The organism is Sphingobium boeckii (assembly GCF_014199215.1).
In the GTDB taxonomy this organism is placed as follows: Bacteria; Pseudomonadota; Alphaproteobacteria; order Sphingomonadales; family Sphingomonadaceae; genus Sphingobium_A; species Sphingobium_A boeckii.
On sequence record NZ_JACIJC010000001.1, the window covers coordinates 527,184 to 541,723 of the forward strand.

The window sequence follows — 14,540 nt, forward strand, 5'->3', positions numbered from 1 at the left end:
AGACGACAAAAGCGACTCAGTCCAGAAATGGATCACGCACGAGGATCGTATCTTCGCGCTCGGGCGAGGTGGAGACCAGCGCGACCGGGCATTGGATCAATTCCTCGATGCGGCGGATATATTTGATCGCCTGTGCCGGAAGCTGCGCCCAGCTCCGCGCCCCTGCAGTCGATTGCGACCAGCCTTCGATTTCCTCATATACGGGCTGAACGGCGGCCTGATCGGCGGCATTGGACGGAAAATGATCCAGCGTCTGGCCATGTAGCAGATAGCCCGTGCAGATGCTGATCGTCTCGAACCCGTCCAGCACATCCAGCTTGGTCAGTGCAATTCCGGTGACGCCCGAGACGGCCGCGGCCTGACGCACCAGCACGGCATCGAACCAGCCGCAGCGGCGCTTGCGCCCCGTGACGGTGCCGAATTCATGCCCGCGCACGCCGAGACGCTCGCCAACATCATTTTCAAGCTCGGTGGGAAAGGGTCCGGAGCCGACGCGCGTTGTATAAGCCTTGGCGATGCCGAGGACGAAGCCGACGGCGCTGGGGCCAAGCCCGGAACCGCCGGCCGCTGTGCCCGCGATCGTGTTGGACGAGGTGACGAAGGGATAGGTGCCATGATCGACATCGAGCAGCACGCCCTGCGCGCCTTCGAACAGGATGCGATCGCCGCGCTTGCGGGCTTCGTTCAGCATCAGCCAGACCGGCTTGGCGAAAGACAGCACGAAATCCGCGATCTCGCGCAATTCGGCCACAAGCGCGTCGCGGTCCACGGGCGGCTCGCCGAAACCGGCGCGGAGCGCATCGTGATGCGCGCAGAGGCGATCGAGTTGCGGGCCGAGATCATCCAGATGCGCCAGATCGCACACGCGGATCGCGCGACGGCCCACCTTGTCTTCATAGGCCGGGCCGATGCCGCGCCGCGTGGTGCCGATCTTGCCTGCGCCGGACGCATCCTCGCGCAGCGCGTCGAGATCACGGTGGAAGGGCAGGATCAACGCGCAATTATCCGCAATGTGCAGCACATCGGGCGTGATCGTCACGCCTTGGGCGGTCAGCTTCTCGACTTCGGCCTTCAGCGCCCAGGGATCGAGCACGACGCCATTGCCGATCACGCTGGGCGTGCCACGGACGATACCCGAAGGGAGCAGCGAGAGCTTGTAGACGTTTTCGCCGATGACGAGCGTATGGCCGGCGTTATGGCCGCCCTGGAAGCGGACGACGACGTCTGCCCGTTCGGCAAGCCAGTCGACGATCTTGCCCTTGCCCTCATCGCCCCATTGGGCACCAATTACAGCTACGTTCGCCAAAGTCCGGACCTTCCCCGTTGTTGCGCGCCGTCCCTAGAAGCAAACGCTCGCCGCGTCCATCGCGCGAAGGCATCGGCGCGTGATTCCCATGATTTTTGACCCAGGAGAACGATGATGCGTTTCATGTCGATGCTGATGGCGGCCGGGCTGGCCGCCTTGCTGGCCTGTTCCAATGGCGGCGCGGCTGCCGCCCCCAAGCGGCCTTGTCTGGCGGACGTAAAGAAACTTTGCGGCCTGTCGCGCGATCGCGAGAAGATCCGGGCATGTCTGATCGAGAAGCAGGATCAGTTGAGCCAAGGCTGCCGCGCGAAGATCAAGGAGATGCGCGGGGCAAAGGATGGCGCGGCGATCCCGGCGCAAAAGCAGCCTTATGGCAATGATCCCAAACAGATATCCTATGTCTATCCAGCCATGGTTGGCGGACGTCCACCCTTGATCGCCTTCATCCACGGCGGCGGCTGGATCCATGGCGATCCGGTCAACACGGTGTGGAACAAGCCTGCGCATTTCACCCAGGGCTATGCCTTCGCCTCGATCGGCTACCGGCTCTCGCCGCAGGTCTCGATAGAAGAAGAGGCGCGCGATGTGGCTGCGGCGATCGGCGCGCTGCGCCGCGATGCCAACCGGTTGGGTTTCGATCCAGACCGGATCATCCTGATGGGGCATAGCGCGGGCGCGCATCTGGCCGCGCTGGTCTCCACCGATTCGCGCTACCTCGGCAGCGATTTCGGCGCGGTGCGCGGCGTCGTGCTGCTGGATGGCGCGGGCTATGATGTGGCCAGCGTGATGAAGGGGCACGGGATCGAACAGCGCATCTATGCCCGCGCCTGGGGCAGGGACGAGGCGGAATGGGCGCGGCTCTCCCCGATCCATCATACCGCCGCACCCAATGCGCCGCATTGGGCAATCCTCTATGTTGGTAGCCGTGAGGAATCAGGCAATCAGAGCAAGGCGTTCGTGGCGGCATTGCAACAGGGCGGGGCGGACGCGGTGGTGACCGCGATTCCCGATACGACGCATGGACGGCTCAATCATGAACTGGGCACGGCAGGGGATTATGCAACGGACGTGGTGGATGCTTTCGTCAAAACCGTGGTCGCGGGCTAGGTTGGCAACGCTGCACGCAACGTGTTTGGTGCCTATTCCGTCGGACCACCCCCTGCCGTCATGCTGAACTTGTTTCAGCATCCATTCGTCCGTTGGGCCAATGGTCGCGACTTTGAAATGGACCCTGAAACAAGTTCAGGGTGACGGCCGTTTGATACCTATACCGGAACCGCCACGCCATCACGCAGCACATGCGAGCAGATCTGCGCTTCCGCGCTATCGCTTGCCGTCAACGCCGCAACAGTTACCCAGCCATCGGCGCGAATCTTGGCCGAAATCGCCGGATCGGTGCCAAAGGGGATGAACAGGCGCCGGCGTTCCCTGGCGCCGATGCCGGCGTCCACCAGCGGATCGCAATAAAGCGAAAAGCCGATCGCGGGTTCTTCGCGGCCGTCCTCATGCGCGATGGCATAGGATCCGCCGCGGCCGATCTCACCGCTGACGCCTGCTGCAAACAGCGAGAATCCGAACCAGCTCTGATATTCGAAGCCATGCCGTTCCGTGGGATCGAGCGTGAGCGTCACGCGGCCCTTCAGGGGCGCTGCGATCTGCTCCAGCGCATCGAGCCGGCTGGTGAGCGCACCGCCCATGTCGAAGGCCCGCAACCGCGCCAACGCCGTTTCAAAGGGTCCCGCGGCTTCCACGAGCGGCAGGAACGCCAGCGCGTCCTTTGCGGCAAGCCCGCCCGCATCCTTGGCGTCGAGCAATGTTTTGACGGCTTCGGTCTGTGCGGGGTCCATTGGCAATGGCCCGCCCGCCAGCGTATCGACCAGATCGGGCAACGTGAAATCCAGCGTGATCCCCGCAACGCCCGCGCGCTCTAGCGCCTCAATTGCGACCATGACGATCTCGCTGGCGGCGGCGACGCTATCAAGACCGATCAGTTCGGCACCCACCTGCATCAATTCGCGTTCGGGGCGGAGTTGGCTGGCCTTCAGCTTCAGGACCGGGCCGGCATAGGACAGCCGCACGGGGCGCGGATGATGCGCCATGCGCGTGGCGGCGATGCGGCCGACCTGTGCGGTAATGTCGGGCCGGAGCGCCAAAGTGCGCTGCGACAAAGGATCGACCACGCGGAGCAGATCCTGCGCCTTGGCCGATTTCAGGCGACCGACAAGGCCGGCCTCGAATTCGGCCAATGGCGGCGAAACGCGCTCGTAACCGTGCAGTGCGGCGGTATCGAGCACGCGCCGGACGAGGCGCGCGGAGGCGTCGGCCTGGGGCGGCAAGCGGTCACGAAAACCTTCGGGAAGGAGGCCTGGGGGAATCATGGCACGGTCCTTAACGGATTCGCGCGCGAAGTATAGAATGTGAAACCTCTGTCATTCCCGCGCACGCGGAAATCCCGCTTTTCCTTGCGTTATTCGAAGGAAAAAGAAGCAGGGTCCTCGCGCACGCGGATATTGACGGGTCGGGGTTTTTACGCCCCAACCCTGCATCCCATCAAAACTTCAGCGCTTTCACCTTCTTCACGCCGGGGAGCTTGCACACGCTCCACAGCAACGGCTCCGGCACGGGGCTGTCGACCGAGAGCAGCAGCGCGGCTTCGCCGCCTGCGCCCGCACTGCGGCGGCCCAGATGGAAGGTGCCGATGTTCACATCTGCTTCGCCCAAAGCAGAGCCGATGCGGCCGATGAAGCCGGGCGCGTCCTGATTGACGACATAGAGCATGTCGCCATCCAGATCGGCCTCGACCTTGATGCCGTGCAATTCGACCAGCCGGGGCTGACCATTGCCGAACAGCGTGCCCGCGACCGAGCGTTCGCCGGTTTCGGTGGTGACGGTCACGCGGAGTTGTGTGTGATAATCGCCCTCGCGGTCATGACGCACTTCGCGCACATCGAGCCCGCGCTCCTTGGCCAGGAACGGCGCGTTGACCATGTTCACCGTGTCCGAATAGACGCGCATCAACCCGGCCAGAACCGCGGCGGTGATCGGCTTGGGGTTCAGCTCTGCAGCCGCGCCTTCCACTTCGATCGCCACACCCTGGATTCCGGTGCCTTCAAGCTGCCCCACAAGGCTGCCCAGCTTTTCGGCCAGCGCCATATAGGGCTTGAGCTTGGGCGCTTCCTCCGCGGAGAGCGAAGGGACGTTCAGCGCATTGGTGACGCCGCCGGTCATCAGATAATCGGCCAATTGCTCGGCCACCTGAATGGCCACGTTCACCTGCGCCTCGCTGGTGGACGCGCCCAGATGGGGGGTGGAGATGAAGTTGGGCGTGTTGAACAGCGGAGACGCCTTGGCAGGTTCTTCCACGAACACGTCGAGCGCAGCACCGCCGACGTGTCCCGAATCGAGCGCTGCCTTCAAAGCCGCTTCATCGATCAGGCCACCGCGTGCGCAGTTGATGATGCGGACGCCCTTCTTGGTCTTCGCGATATTTTCGGCGGAGAGGATGTTGCGCGTCTGATCGGTGAGCGGCGTATGCAGCGTGATGAAATCAGCCTTGGCGAGCAATTCGTCCAGCGTGGCCTTTTCGACGCCCATCTCCACGGCCCGTTCGGCGGTGAGGAAGGGATCATAAGCGACGACCTTCATCTTCAGGCCGCGCGCGCGATCTGCCACGATCGAACCGATATTGCCCGCACCGATCAGGCCAAGCGTCTTGTTGGTCAGCTCCACGCCCATGAAGCGGTTCTTTTCCCACTTGCCGGCCTGGGTCGAAAGATCGGCCTCGGGCAATTGGCGGGCGAGCGCGAACATCAATGCGATGGCATGTTCGGCGGTTGTGATCGAATTGCCGAATGGCGTGTTCATCACGACCACGCCTTTGGCGGACGCCGCGGGGATATCGACATTGTCCACGCCGATGCCAGCGCGGCCGATGACCTTCAGATTGGTGGCGTGCTCAAGGATTTCCTTGGTCACCTTGGTAGAGGAGCGGATGGCGAGGCCGTCATATTCGCCGATGATCGCCATCAGTTCTTCCGGCGTCTTGCCGGTGATTTCGTCCACTTCGACACCGCGTTCGCGGAAGATCTGGGCGGCCTTGGGGTCCATCTTGTCGGAAATAAGCACTTTGGGCATGGGTATCGTCCTTTTGGGTGTCATTCCCGCGCAGGCGGGAATCCAGGCGATGTAAAAAGAAAAACTGGATCCCCGCTTTCGCGGGGATGACAGCAATCGGGGAAGTTAAGCGGCTTTCGCCTTGGCATAGGCCCAGTCGAGCCATGGGCCGAGCGCCACGACATCGGCTGTATCCACGGTCGCGCCGCACCAGATGCGAAGCCCAGCGGGGGCATCGCGGTAGCCCGCAATGTCATAGGCCGCATGTTCGCCTTCCAGCAGCGCGGCCATCTTCTTGATGAGCGCCTCATCAGCGCCGTCGACCGTCAGGCAGACGCTGGTCTTGGAGCGTGATGCCGGATCGGCCGCGAGATGGCCGAGCCAGTCGCGATCCGCGACGATCGTGTCGAGCGCGGCCGCATTGGCATCGCTGCGTGCGATCAGGCCGTCAGCGCCGCCGATCGACTTCGCCCATTCGAGCGCGAAGATCGCATCTTCCACGGCCAGCATGGACGGCGTGTTGATCGTCTCGCCCTTGAACACGCCCTCGGCGAGCTTGCCCTTGGAAACAAGGCGGAACACCTTGGGCAACGGCCATGCGGGGGTGTAGGTTTCGAGCCGTTCGACGGCGCGCGGGCCGAGGATGAGGACGCCATGACCGCCTTCGCCGCCCAGCACCTTCTGCCAGGAGAAGGTGGCGACATCGATCTTGTCCCAGGGAATCTCATAGGCAAAGACCGCGCTGGTCGCATCGGCAAAGGACAGACCTTCGCGGTCTTCGGGGATCCAATCGCCGTTGGGCGCGCGCACGCCAGACGTGGTGCCGTTCCAGGTGAAGAGAACGTCATTGGACCAGTCGACCGTGTCGAGATCGGGCAATTGGCCATAATCGGCGCGCAGCACGGTCGGGTCGATCTTGAGCTGCTTGACCGCATCGGTCACCCAGCCTTCGCCGAAGCTCTCCCAGGCGATGGCGGTGACGGGCTTGGCACCCAGCATCGTCCACATCGCCATTTCGAAGGCACCGGTATCCGAGCCGGGGACGATGCCGATACGATGCGTGTCGGGCAGCTTCAGCATCTCGCGCATCAGATCGATCGCATATTGCAGGCGCGTCTTGCCGATCTTCGACCGGTGTGAGCGGCCCATCACGTCGATGGCGAGTTTCTCGGGGGTCCAGCCGGGCGGCTTAGCGCAGGGGCCGGAAGAAAAATGGGGACGTGCAGGTTTTACGTCCGGAACGGGTAACAAGTCAGTCATGTAGTCTCTCCTCACAGAGAGCACGCGCGGCGTTGGGACCGCGTGGCCCGTCGCCGCCTCTAGAGATGTGGGCGCTCGTGTCAATCGCCCCGTCGCAAATGCGCGTGAGGGGGATTCCCGCCGGAATCGCCGCATGATATGGACGGACTCATGAATTTCCGGCGGGGAAAAATATTTTGGGCAATGCCGCTGATCGCAGCGCTGACGCTCTCCGCCTGCATCGGCGGCGGGGGTTCCGATCGCAAGCGCGTTGCACAGAAAAAGCCGAATGGTCAGAAACTGGTCTACGCTTCAGACTCGGCAACGCGGCAATGCCTGGCTGATCTGGGTGCTGCCAGGGTGAAATATAATTTCCTGCCCGAACGCGAATTTGGCGGCGGTTGTTCGGCGCTGCGCAGCGTCCAGCTTCTCGATATCGGCATTCCCGTCACCAATCTGGGCGCGATGCAATGCCCGCTGGCGCGCAATTTCGCGGCCTGGACGCGCTTTGCCGTGGCTCCTGCGGGGCGGCGGATATTGGGCAGCGAAGTGCTGAAGATCGAAACGATGGGCACCTATAGCTGCCGCAACATCGTCGGCTCATCCTCGGGCAAATTATCCCAGCACGCGCTGAGCAACGCCGTGGACGTATCTGCTTTCATCCTGGCGGACGGGCGGCGGGTTGCGGTTAAGGGCGGGTGGAAGGATGGGACGCAATCGGAGCGGAATTTCCTGCGCACCGTTCACACATCGGCCTGCAAGCGTTTCGGCATCGTGCTCAGCCCGGACTATAATTCCGCGCATCACGATCATTTTCACTTCGATATGGGCAAGGGACCATTTTGCCGCTGAGGGTTTCGCCTGCGGCTAAAACTTCCTAAATACGGTGGATGACAGAACAGAAAGTACCAAGCCGCGTTTTCGCGGGCGCCAAGCAGGAAGCCGAACAGGCCAAGCAGGCGGTTTCCACCCCCCAGACCCAGCATCCGGCCTATAAGCTCGCCTTCCAGGACAATGATTTCCTGCTGCGCGAGGATCTCCGCCCCGTGCGCTTTCAGCTTGAATTGCTGAAGCCCGAATTGCTGCTCGACGAAGCCAAGATCGCCTCGATGATGGTCTTCTATGGCTCGGCGCGCATTCCGGAACCCGCCAAGGCGCAGGTATTGCTCGACCTGGCGACCGATGAGCGTGGACGGAGGATCGCCGAAAGCCTGATCGCCAAATCCAAATATTATGATGTCGCGCGCGCGCTTGCGCAGATGGCCAGCCAGGCACCCCGCGATCTGGATGGATGGCGGCATTTCGTGGTCTGCTCGGGCGGTGGCCCGTCGATCATGGAAGCCGCCAATCGTGGCGCGGTGGACGTCGGTGCTGAAACGGTGGGCCTCAACATCGTGTTGCCGCACGAACAGGCACCCAATCCCTATGTCACGCCGTCGCTCAGCTTCCAATTCCACTATTTTGCGCTGAGGAAGATGCACTTCCTGCTGCGCGCCCGCGCGCTGGCGGTCTTCCCTGGCGGTTTCGGCACGTTCGACGAGACGTTCGAACTGCTGACCCTGATCCAGACGGGCAAGATCAAGCCCATCCCCGTGCTGATGTTCGGCCGCGAATTCTGGGAGAAGGTCGTGAATTTCGAGGCGCTCGCCGATGAAGGCGTGATCGCACACAAGGATCTGGAATTGTTTCACTTCGTGGAAACGGCGGAAGAGGCGTGGAAGATCGTGCAGGATTTCTATTCGGAAGGCGCCGTTTGAGGCTTTGTTGAAGCCTTGGCCTGCGCGTGTGTCGCGTCCAGTGACGTATTGCAGACGCACCATGACAATGAATTATGGTGACGCATTTGGCCAAATTCACCTGACCGTCTTTATAGCTGATTCGTCGCTAATTGCCGTCTGCATCGACCATGAACACCATTGGCTTGCCGCGTGATGCGGGTTCCCATCCTGCCAGCAAGGCAGCGCGAACGCCCCGGGAGACCAGGGCATCGTTGATCTGAAGCCTGCCCCGCTGCAATCCTTTCAACAAGCGCTTGGGCGGGGGAAATTCCAGCAATGCTGCGCGCTGCGTATCCGCCTCCCGCAACAAGACCGTCATGCCCTTCCAGCCATCGGCATCGGACCATTGCGGCTCTCGCTGCAATTCCCACTCATATTTGAGTCCATCTATTTCGACGATGCCGGCAAGGCTGTGCATATGAAGCATGTCGGCTGACCTAGCATAGGCATGATGGCAAACCATCATGCCGCGTTTTCATTGCGCGGGAATCAAAATCCGCCGGCGCTAAACCGCTTTCATCCAGAATTGCATCGGCTTTGGCGTTTCGTGCGCGTCGCCGATATCCTTCCACGCGAAATCGGTGGTCATGCCTTGCAGCGGCGCATAGCCGCGCTTGCGCCAGAAGGGGTCGAGCGGGGCATAGTCCATAGGACGGGCAGGGTGGTCCTCCGCGCGGATGACCGCGCAGAAGGCGACATGGCGGCGGCCAAGCGCACGGGCGTGCGCCTCGCGGCCATCGAAAAAGGCATGGCCCAGTCCCTTCCCGCGATAGGCGGGGAGCAAAACCGATTCGCCGCAATAGAGGATGTCGGTCAGATCATGCCCGCGCGCGTCGAAGGGCGCGGCAAAGGCCTGCGCGTGATCCTCCATCGGGGCTGCCGTGGCCGCGCCCACCAGCGTGTCGCCGTCGAATGCGCCGATCACCACGGCATCGCGGCTAGCTATATAGGCGTTCAGATAGGCGCGCTCATAGGCGGCATCCCCGTAATAGAGATAGGGAAAGGCGCGGAACACGCTGATCCGCAAGGCCGCCAGCGCGTCGATCGATCGCGCCAGCGCATGGCCGGTCAGCGTTTCGACGCGGATCGGCTCTCCTTGCGGAGAGCCTTTCATCAATGCGCGGCGGGTGCGGTTGCGTTTGCGGCCGGGGCCGCCGCATTGTCTGCCGGAGCCGCTGCGTTGGCCGGAGCCGCTGCGTTGTCAGCGGGCGCTGCTGCATCGGCTGCCGGCGCGGCCGAGGCCGCCGGCAACGGGATGTTGGAGCCCTGCGCGTTCATGTAAACCAGCAGATTGGCGCGATCTTCAGGCTTGGAGAGGCCCGCAAAGGTCATCTTGGTGCCTGGCGCGAACTTCTTGGGAGACGTCAGCCACGCATCCATCGACGCGAAATCCCAATTGCCGCCCTTGCCCGAAAGCGCGGGCGAGAAAGCGAAGCCGCCTTTGCCATGGCCGATTTCCTCGCCCATCGTGGCGTAGAGATTCGGGCCAATGCCGTTTGCACCACCTTGAGTGATCGTGTGGCAGGCCGTGCACTTCTTGAAGACTTCGGCACCCTTGGCTGCGTCCGCTGTCGGCAGCAGCGTCGCGATATCGACCTTCGCAGCAGCGCCACCGCCATCGGCCGGCGCGGCGTCAGCCACTTCGAAGCCGGGCTTTTCCGGCTCGTGAGCGGCGAAATACATCCCGCTGACGATCGAGGTTCCCAATGCGACGATGCCCGCCGCCAATACCCAACCCGCGATCGTGTTGAACTTGTCGTCCATGGAAGTCCCTTTGAAGCACGCTTTTCTATATTTCGGCTTCCCTTTAGGGGCGCATCGCCGCCATCGCAAGCCGCTGCTTGTGCGTTGCGAAGATACTGTTTAGCGCCGCTCGCCATATGGAAAATTATCCCGCCCCCGCCCGCCCGATCGTTCAGGCGATGATCGACGCCGCAGCCGCAGAACCGCAGCGCGCCGTGTCTTTTCAAGGCGCACCGGGCGCAAATTCCCATATCGCTGTAGAACAGGCCTTTCCGCAAGGCCTGGCTTTGCCGTGCTTCGGTTTCGAAGATGCGATCGATGCGGTGAAGGAAGGGCGGGCCGATTGCGCGCTGATTCCCATCGAAAATTCGCTGCATGGCCGCGTTGCGGACATGCACTTCCTGCTTCCCGAATCGGGTCTGGTGATCACTGGCGAGCATTTTCTGCCCATCCGCTACAGTCTGATGTCCAATGGGCCGCTTGAGGGGATCACCCAGGCGATCAGCCATCCGCAGGCGCTGGGGCAGTGTCGCAAATGGCTGCGTGCGCGGGGCATCATGCCGGTGCCTTATGCTGATACCGCGGGTGCGGCCGCTCTGGTTGCGGAAATGAACGATCCGACCGTGGCCGCTGTGGCGCCGCCACTGGCCGCGGGTCTCTACGGCCTTGATACGATCGCCGAGCATCTGGCCGATTCGGACGACAATATGACGCGATTCGTGGCGCTGGCGCGCGAAGCGCCGGATCGCGTGATCCATGGCACGCCGATGACGACCTTCATTTTCGAGGTGAAGAACGTCCCCGCCGCGCTTTACAAGGCAATGGGCGGCTTTGCGACCAATGGCGTCAACATGACCAAGCTGGAAAGCTATCAGCGCGGCGCAAGCTTCGCCGCAACCGAATTTTATGCGGATATCGAGGGTGCGCCGGGCGATCCAGCGGTGGATCGCGCCTTGGAGGAGCTGCACTTTCATTCCAAATGGGTGCGCCTGCTGGGCACATATCCCCAGGCGCGGGTGCGGTAAGGAGTATTTTCAAGGCCGTTCGGGCTGAGCCTGTCGAAGCCTCTCACTTTTGTGACCTGAAAGAAGGAAAGGGCTTCGACAGGCTCAGCCCGAACGGTGTTTGGGATAAAATCCCCTCAGCCCAAGGCCTCGTCCAGCATCCGTGCCAGCCGGATCCCGCCGCGCTCCACTTCCAGTCGCAGCGGCGCGATCAGGCTTTCGATCTTTTCGTTGGTCAGCATCGATCGGGCAGGCGGCGTGATGCTGCAGGGATCGCCGCCGTAGGCCATGCCATAAACGGAATCGCGCGCCACGGCCCAGCTTTCGCGGCTCCAATCCTCCACCGTGCCAGCCCCCATTTCGGCGCGTTCGGAGGGGGAATAGATACGCACTATGGAGGGCGGGGTGGAGATGGCGCGCTCGGCCAGATAGCCATCCCAGATGCTGTGCAGATTCATCCGCTCGGTCGAGAATGCGCCATAAGCCGCCTTGGCGCGATTGCCGCCCAGATCGCCTTTGTCTCCGGCGTGAAGCGGCTGATGCAGATCGCCCATGAAATGGATGAGGAAGGCCAGCGCCATCAGCCGTTCGCGTTCCGGCACCGTGCGGTCCTTCAGCAGCTTGGCGTTGCGCTCGATCTGGGCGGATACGCAATGGCCGTCCTTGCACGCCGCTTTCAGATCGAACGGCTTGCAGATGTCCACATTCTGATAATGCCAGGAATAGGCATAGCTGAAGCGCGGGCCGAGCTCCTTGATGCAATCGGCCCAATAGGCCGCCTTCTCGATCGTGTTGATCGGGCAGGTGGGCGTTTCCAGCAACGCGCCCTTGGCCAGCAGGCGGCGGATTGCGGCGCGCGTCTTGGGCGTCACCTGCTTATAGGCGATCTGTCCCACCGTCTCATGCCCATATTCCCACCAGGCCGAAGCGGGGGCGGGGATCAGGAGCAGGGCGGTGAGGAAAGCGAGGAGGCGTGTCATGTCGCGCGATTAGCGGAGATGGCCGGGCTTTCCTACTCTTCATCCCCATAGATCGCGATCTGCTTGCCACCGAGACTGGTGTTGCGGCCGCGATACATGCCGGGCGTGTTGAACGACCAATAAGCCGCGCCGTCCGGCCCGGTGACGATCACGCCGCCGGTCCCGCCCAGATCGCGCAATTCGGCCATCACATGATCGGCGGCCTGCTTGGGCGATTCGCCGGTGAAGCGGACGCGGGCACAGATTTCGTGCGCCACGCCCAGGCGGATGAAGAATTCGCCCGCGCCCGTGGCCGAGACGGCGCAGGCGCGATCGTCGGCATAGGTGCCCGCGCCGATGATCGGCGAATCCCCGATCCGGCCCCAGCGCTTGCCGGTCAGCCCGCCGGTCGATGTGGCGGCGGCGACATGTCCCTTGCGATCCACGGCGACCGCGCCGACCGTGCCATATTTCATATCCACATCATACCAGCCGACCTTTTTGGCCTTGAGTTCTTCAAGCTGGCGCTTGCGCTCCGGCGTGGCGAACCAGCTCGGGTCCACCTGTTCCAGCCCTTGCTCCACCGAAAAGATATCCGCGCCCTGGCGGCTGAGCAGGACATGCGGGCTTTTCTCCATGACGGCGCGCGCCAGGCTGACCGGATGCCGGGTGCGGGTTACCCCGGCGACCGCACCCGCGGCGCGCGTGGTGCCATCCATGATTGCGGCATCCAGTTCGTTCCCGCCTTCGTAGGTGAAGACCGCGCCGCGCCCCGCGTTGAAATGGGGATCATCTTCCAGCACCTGCACCGCGGCTTCCACCGCATCGACCGCGGAGCCGCCGTCAGCCAGAACCTTCGATCCCGCTTCCAGCGCGGAATCGAGGCCGGCCAAAGCCGCCTTTTCTTGTTCCGGCGTCAATTTTCCGGGGGCCATCGCGCCAGCGCCGCCATGGATCACGATCGTCCAGTCGGGGCGCTCGGCGGCGTCAGCGGGGGCAAGCGACATCAACAGGACTCCGGGGATGAACAAAAAACGCATGAGGGTTCTCGCGTTTGAGGATGCTGCCAATCTTATCAGCTTGGGCGGTGCGCGCCAGCCGGCAATGGGCAGGGTCGCCGGAGGGCAAGACGCGAAAATTATCGGCTGGCCAGCCCATGGAAAACTGTTAGCGTTCGCCTTGGTGGGGAAACAGGGAGCAGAACCATGCGTAAATCCTTGGCCGCAATTGCACTGTCATGCGCCATCGCCGCTTCGTCTTCGCAGGCGGGGATCATCGATGCGATGAAGATCATGAAGAATAACAAGCCCCCGGCGCAGCCGTTCGATGAGCGTCGTGCGCCGCCCCGGCCGAATTATCGAGATTTGAGCAATTGGGTTGCCTTGCCCAACACGCGCGACGAGGCCGATGTCGCGCCGCTCGGCGTGCAGCCGGGGGATCAGGCGCGCGCGGCAGTGGATGTTTTCTACGTTTATCCCACCGTGTTTTTCAGCCAGACCGACTGGAATGCCGATGTGAACGACGCCGCCTATCGCAAGCAGATTGAGGATACCACGATCCGCAGCCAGGCCAGTGTCTTCAACGCCTGCTGCAAGGTGTACGCCCCGCATTACCGGCAGATGACGCTGGGCGGCTATGTGAAATGGTCTGCCAATTCCGAAGCGGCGGTCGATCTGGCCTATCAGGATGTGCGCCGCGCTTTCGAATATTATCTCGACAATTATAACAACGGCCGTCCGTTCATCATCGCGGGGCACAGCCAGGGATCGCGCATCCTGCGGCGGCTGATCGAGGAGCGGATCGATGCCAAGCCGGTCGCCAAGCGGCTGGTGGTGGCTTATCTCATCGGCCACTGGATCGAGGCGGACTGGTATAGGGGGCTGCGCGACATCACGCCCTGCCAGACGGCCAGCGATGTGCGTTGCGTGATCAGCTACAGCAGCTTTGGCGAAGGCCGCAATGCCACATTCCAGCGGCTCACGCTGGGCAAGACCAGCAACTACACGCCGGAGACGATCAAGCGCCCCTATACCTGCATCAACCCGCTGAGCTGGACGACGGGAACGGGCAAAGCCGCCAAGTCACTCAATATGGGGGCTTGGGTTTACGGCCCCGGAACGCGTCCGCGCGCGCCCGATGTCGGCATGGTCTCGGCGCGCTGCAAGGATGGCGCGCTCTATGTTTCCAAGGCGGCCAAGATATATGAGGATCTGGTGATCCCCTTCGGCAATTATCACAATGTGGACTATAATCTGTTCTACATGAACATCCGGGAGAATGCGCTGACACGCGCCACCGCGTTCATGCGTCAGCCGCGTTGAAACCTGCCTTGCCTTGTCGTAACGACGCCGGGATTTCCGCACGCGCGGAGCGACAGAGATATGGAAAAAGCAGGGAG

The 14,540-nt window shown here is 62.5% G+C and carries 14 protein-coding genes; 5 read left to right on the forward strand and 9 right to left on the reverse strand.

Features of this window, described 5'->3' with window-relative positions:
• Window positions 1-16: 16 nt before the first annotated feature.
• Window positions 17-1,306 (reverse strand): adenylosuccinate synthase, encoded by a 1,290-nt coding sequence (locus FHS49_RS02745; RefSeq protein ID WP_184014973.1) that lies wholly within the window; start codon window positions 1,304-1,306, stop codon window positions 17-19.
• 111 nt (window positions 1,307-1,417) lie between these two features.
• Here FHS49_RS02745 and FHS49_RS02750 point away from each other — a divergent pair, with 111 nt between their 5' ends.
• A complete protein-coding gene (locus tag FHS49_RS02750; RefSeq protein ID WP_184014975.1) occupies window positions 1,418-2,413 on the forward strand; it encodes an alpha/beta hydrolase in 996 nt (331 codons plus the stop codon).
• Window positions 2,414-2,571: 158 nt separating this feature from the next.
• Here FHS49_RS02750 and FHS49_RS02755 read toward each other — a convergent pair whose 3' ends face one another.
• The 3 genes from FHS49_RS02755 to FHS49_RS02765 all read right to left on the reverse strand — a co-directional run bounded on the left by FHS49_RS02755 (window position 2,572) and on the right by FHS49_RS02765 (window position 6,679).
• A complete protein-coding gene (locus tag FHS49_RS02755; RefSeq protein ID WP_184014977.1) occupies window positions 2,572-3,684 on the reverse strand; it encodes an ATP phosphoribosyltransferase regulatory subunit in 1,113 nt (370 codons plus the stop codon).
• Window positions 3,685-3,856: 172 nt separating this feature from the next.
• Window positions 3,857-5,440, reverse strand: coding sequence for a phosphoglycerate dehydrogenase (gene serA, locus FHS49_RS02760; protein WP_184014979.1), 1,584 nt, complete (start codon window positions 5,438-5,440; stop codon window positions 3,857-3,859).
• 105 nt (window positions 5,441-5,545) lie between these two features.
• Window positions 5,546-6,679 carry a phosphoserine transaminase gene (locus tag FHS49_RS02765; RefSeq protein WP_184014981.1) on the reverse strand — a complete coding sequence of 378 codons (1,134 nt, stop codon included), beginning with the start codon at window positions 6,677-6,679 and terminating at the stop codon, window positions 5,546-5,548.
• A gap of 183 nt (window positions 6,680-6,862) precedes the next feature.
• On the opposite strand from FHS49_RS02765, the gene FHS49_RS02770 reads away from it, so the two are divergent.
• On the forward strand, window positions 6,863-7,510 hold the full coding sequence (locus FHS49_RS02770) for an extensin family protein (protein ID WP_246350223.1): 648 nt from the start codon (window positions 6,863-6,865) through the stop codon (window positions 7,508-7,510).
• A 38-nt stretch (window positions 7,511-7,548) separates the two neighbouring features.
• A complete protein-coding gene (locus tag FHS49_RS02775) occupies window positions 7,549-8,415 on the forward strand; it encodes an LOG family protein (protein WP_184014985.1) in 867 nt (288 codons plus the stop codon).
• 127 nt (window positions 8,416-8,542) lie between these two features.
• Here the strand turns inward: FHS49_RS02775 and FHS49_RS02780 are convergent, their stop codons facing one another.
• From FHS49_RS02780 to FHS49_RS02790, 3 genes are all read right to left on the reverse strand, one after another.
• Window positions 8,543-8,863: a hypothetical protein gene (locus FHS49_RS02780; protein ID WP_184014987.1), complete on the reverse strand. Its 321-nt coding sequence runs from the start codon at window positions 8,861-8,863 to the stop codon at window positions 8,543-8,545.
• A gap of 78 nt (window positions 8,864-8,941) precedes the next feature.
• A complete protein-coding gene (locus tag FHS49_RS02785) occupies window positions 8,942-9,550 on the reverse strand; it encodes a GNAT family N-acetyltransferase (protein WP_184015958.1) in 609 nt (202 codons plus the stop codon).
• Window positions 9,550-10,200, reverse strand: coding sequence for a c-type cytochrome (locus FHS49_RS02790; RefSeq protein ID WP_184014989.1), 651 nt, complete (start codon window positions 10,198-10,200; stop codon window positions 9,550-9,552). Before FHS49_RS02790 ends, FHS49_RS02785 begins: the two co-directional genes overlap by 1 nt.
• 116 nt (window positions 10,201-10,316) lie before the next feature.
• Between FHS49_RS02790 and FHS49_RS02795 the strand changes: the two genes are divergently transcribed.
• Complete coding sequence (locus tag FHS49_RS02795; protein ID WP_184014991.1) at window positions 10,317-11,204, forward strand: prephenate dehydratase; 888 nt, start codon at window positions 10,317-10,319, stop codon at window positions 11,202-11,204.
• 116 nt (window positions 11,205-11,320) lie between these two features.
• Here the strand turns inward: FHS49_RS02795 and FHS49_RS02800 are convergent, their stop codons facing one another.
• Both FHS49_RS02800 and FHS49_RS02805 read right to left on the reverse strand, forming a co-directional pair.
• Window positions 11,321-12,163, reverse strand: a complete 843-nt coding sequence (locus FHS49_RS02800; protein WP_184014993.1) for a S1/P1 nuclease — start codon at window positions 12,161-12,163, stop codon at window positions 11,321-11,323.
• A gap of 32 nt (window positions 12,164-12,195) precedes the next feature.
• On the reverse strand, window positions 12,196-13,149 hold the full coding sequence (locus FHS49_RS02805) for an isoaspartyl peptidase/L-asparaginase family protein (protein WP_246350226.1): 954 nt from the start codon (window positions 13,147-13,149) through the stop codon (window positions 12,196-12,198).
• A gap of 198 nt (window positions 13,150-13,347) precedes the next feature.
• On the opposite strand from FHS49_RS02805, the gene FHS49_RS02810 reads away from it, so the two are divergent.
• Window positions 13,348-14,463: a DUF3089 domain-containing protein gene (locus FHS49_RS02810; RefSeq protein ID WP_184014997.1), complete on the forward strand. Its 1,116-nt coding sequence runs from the start codon at window positions 13,348-13,350 to the stop codon at window positions 14,461-14,463.
• The last annotated feature ends 77 nt before the right edge of the window (window positions 14,464-14,540 follow it).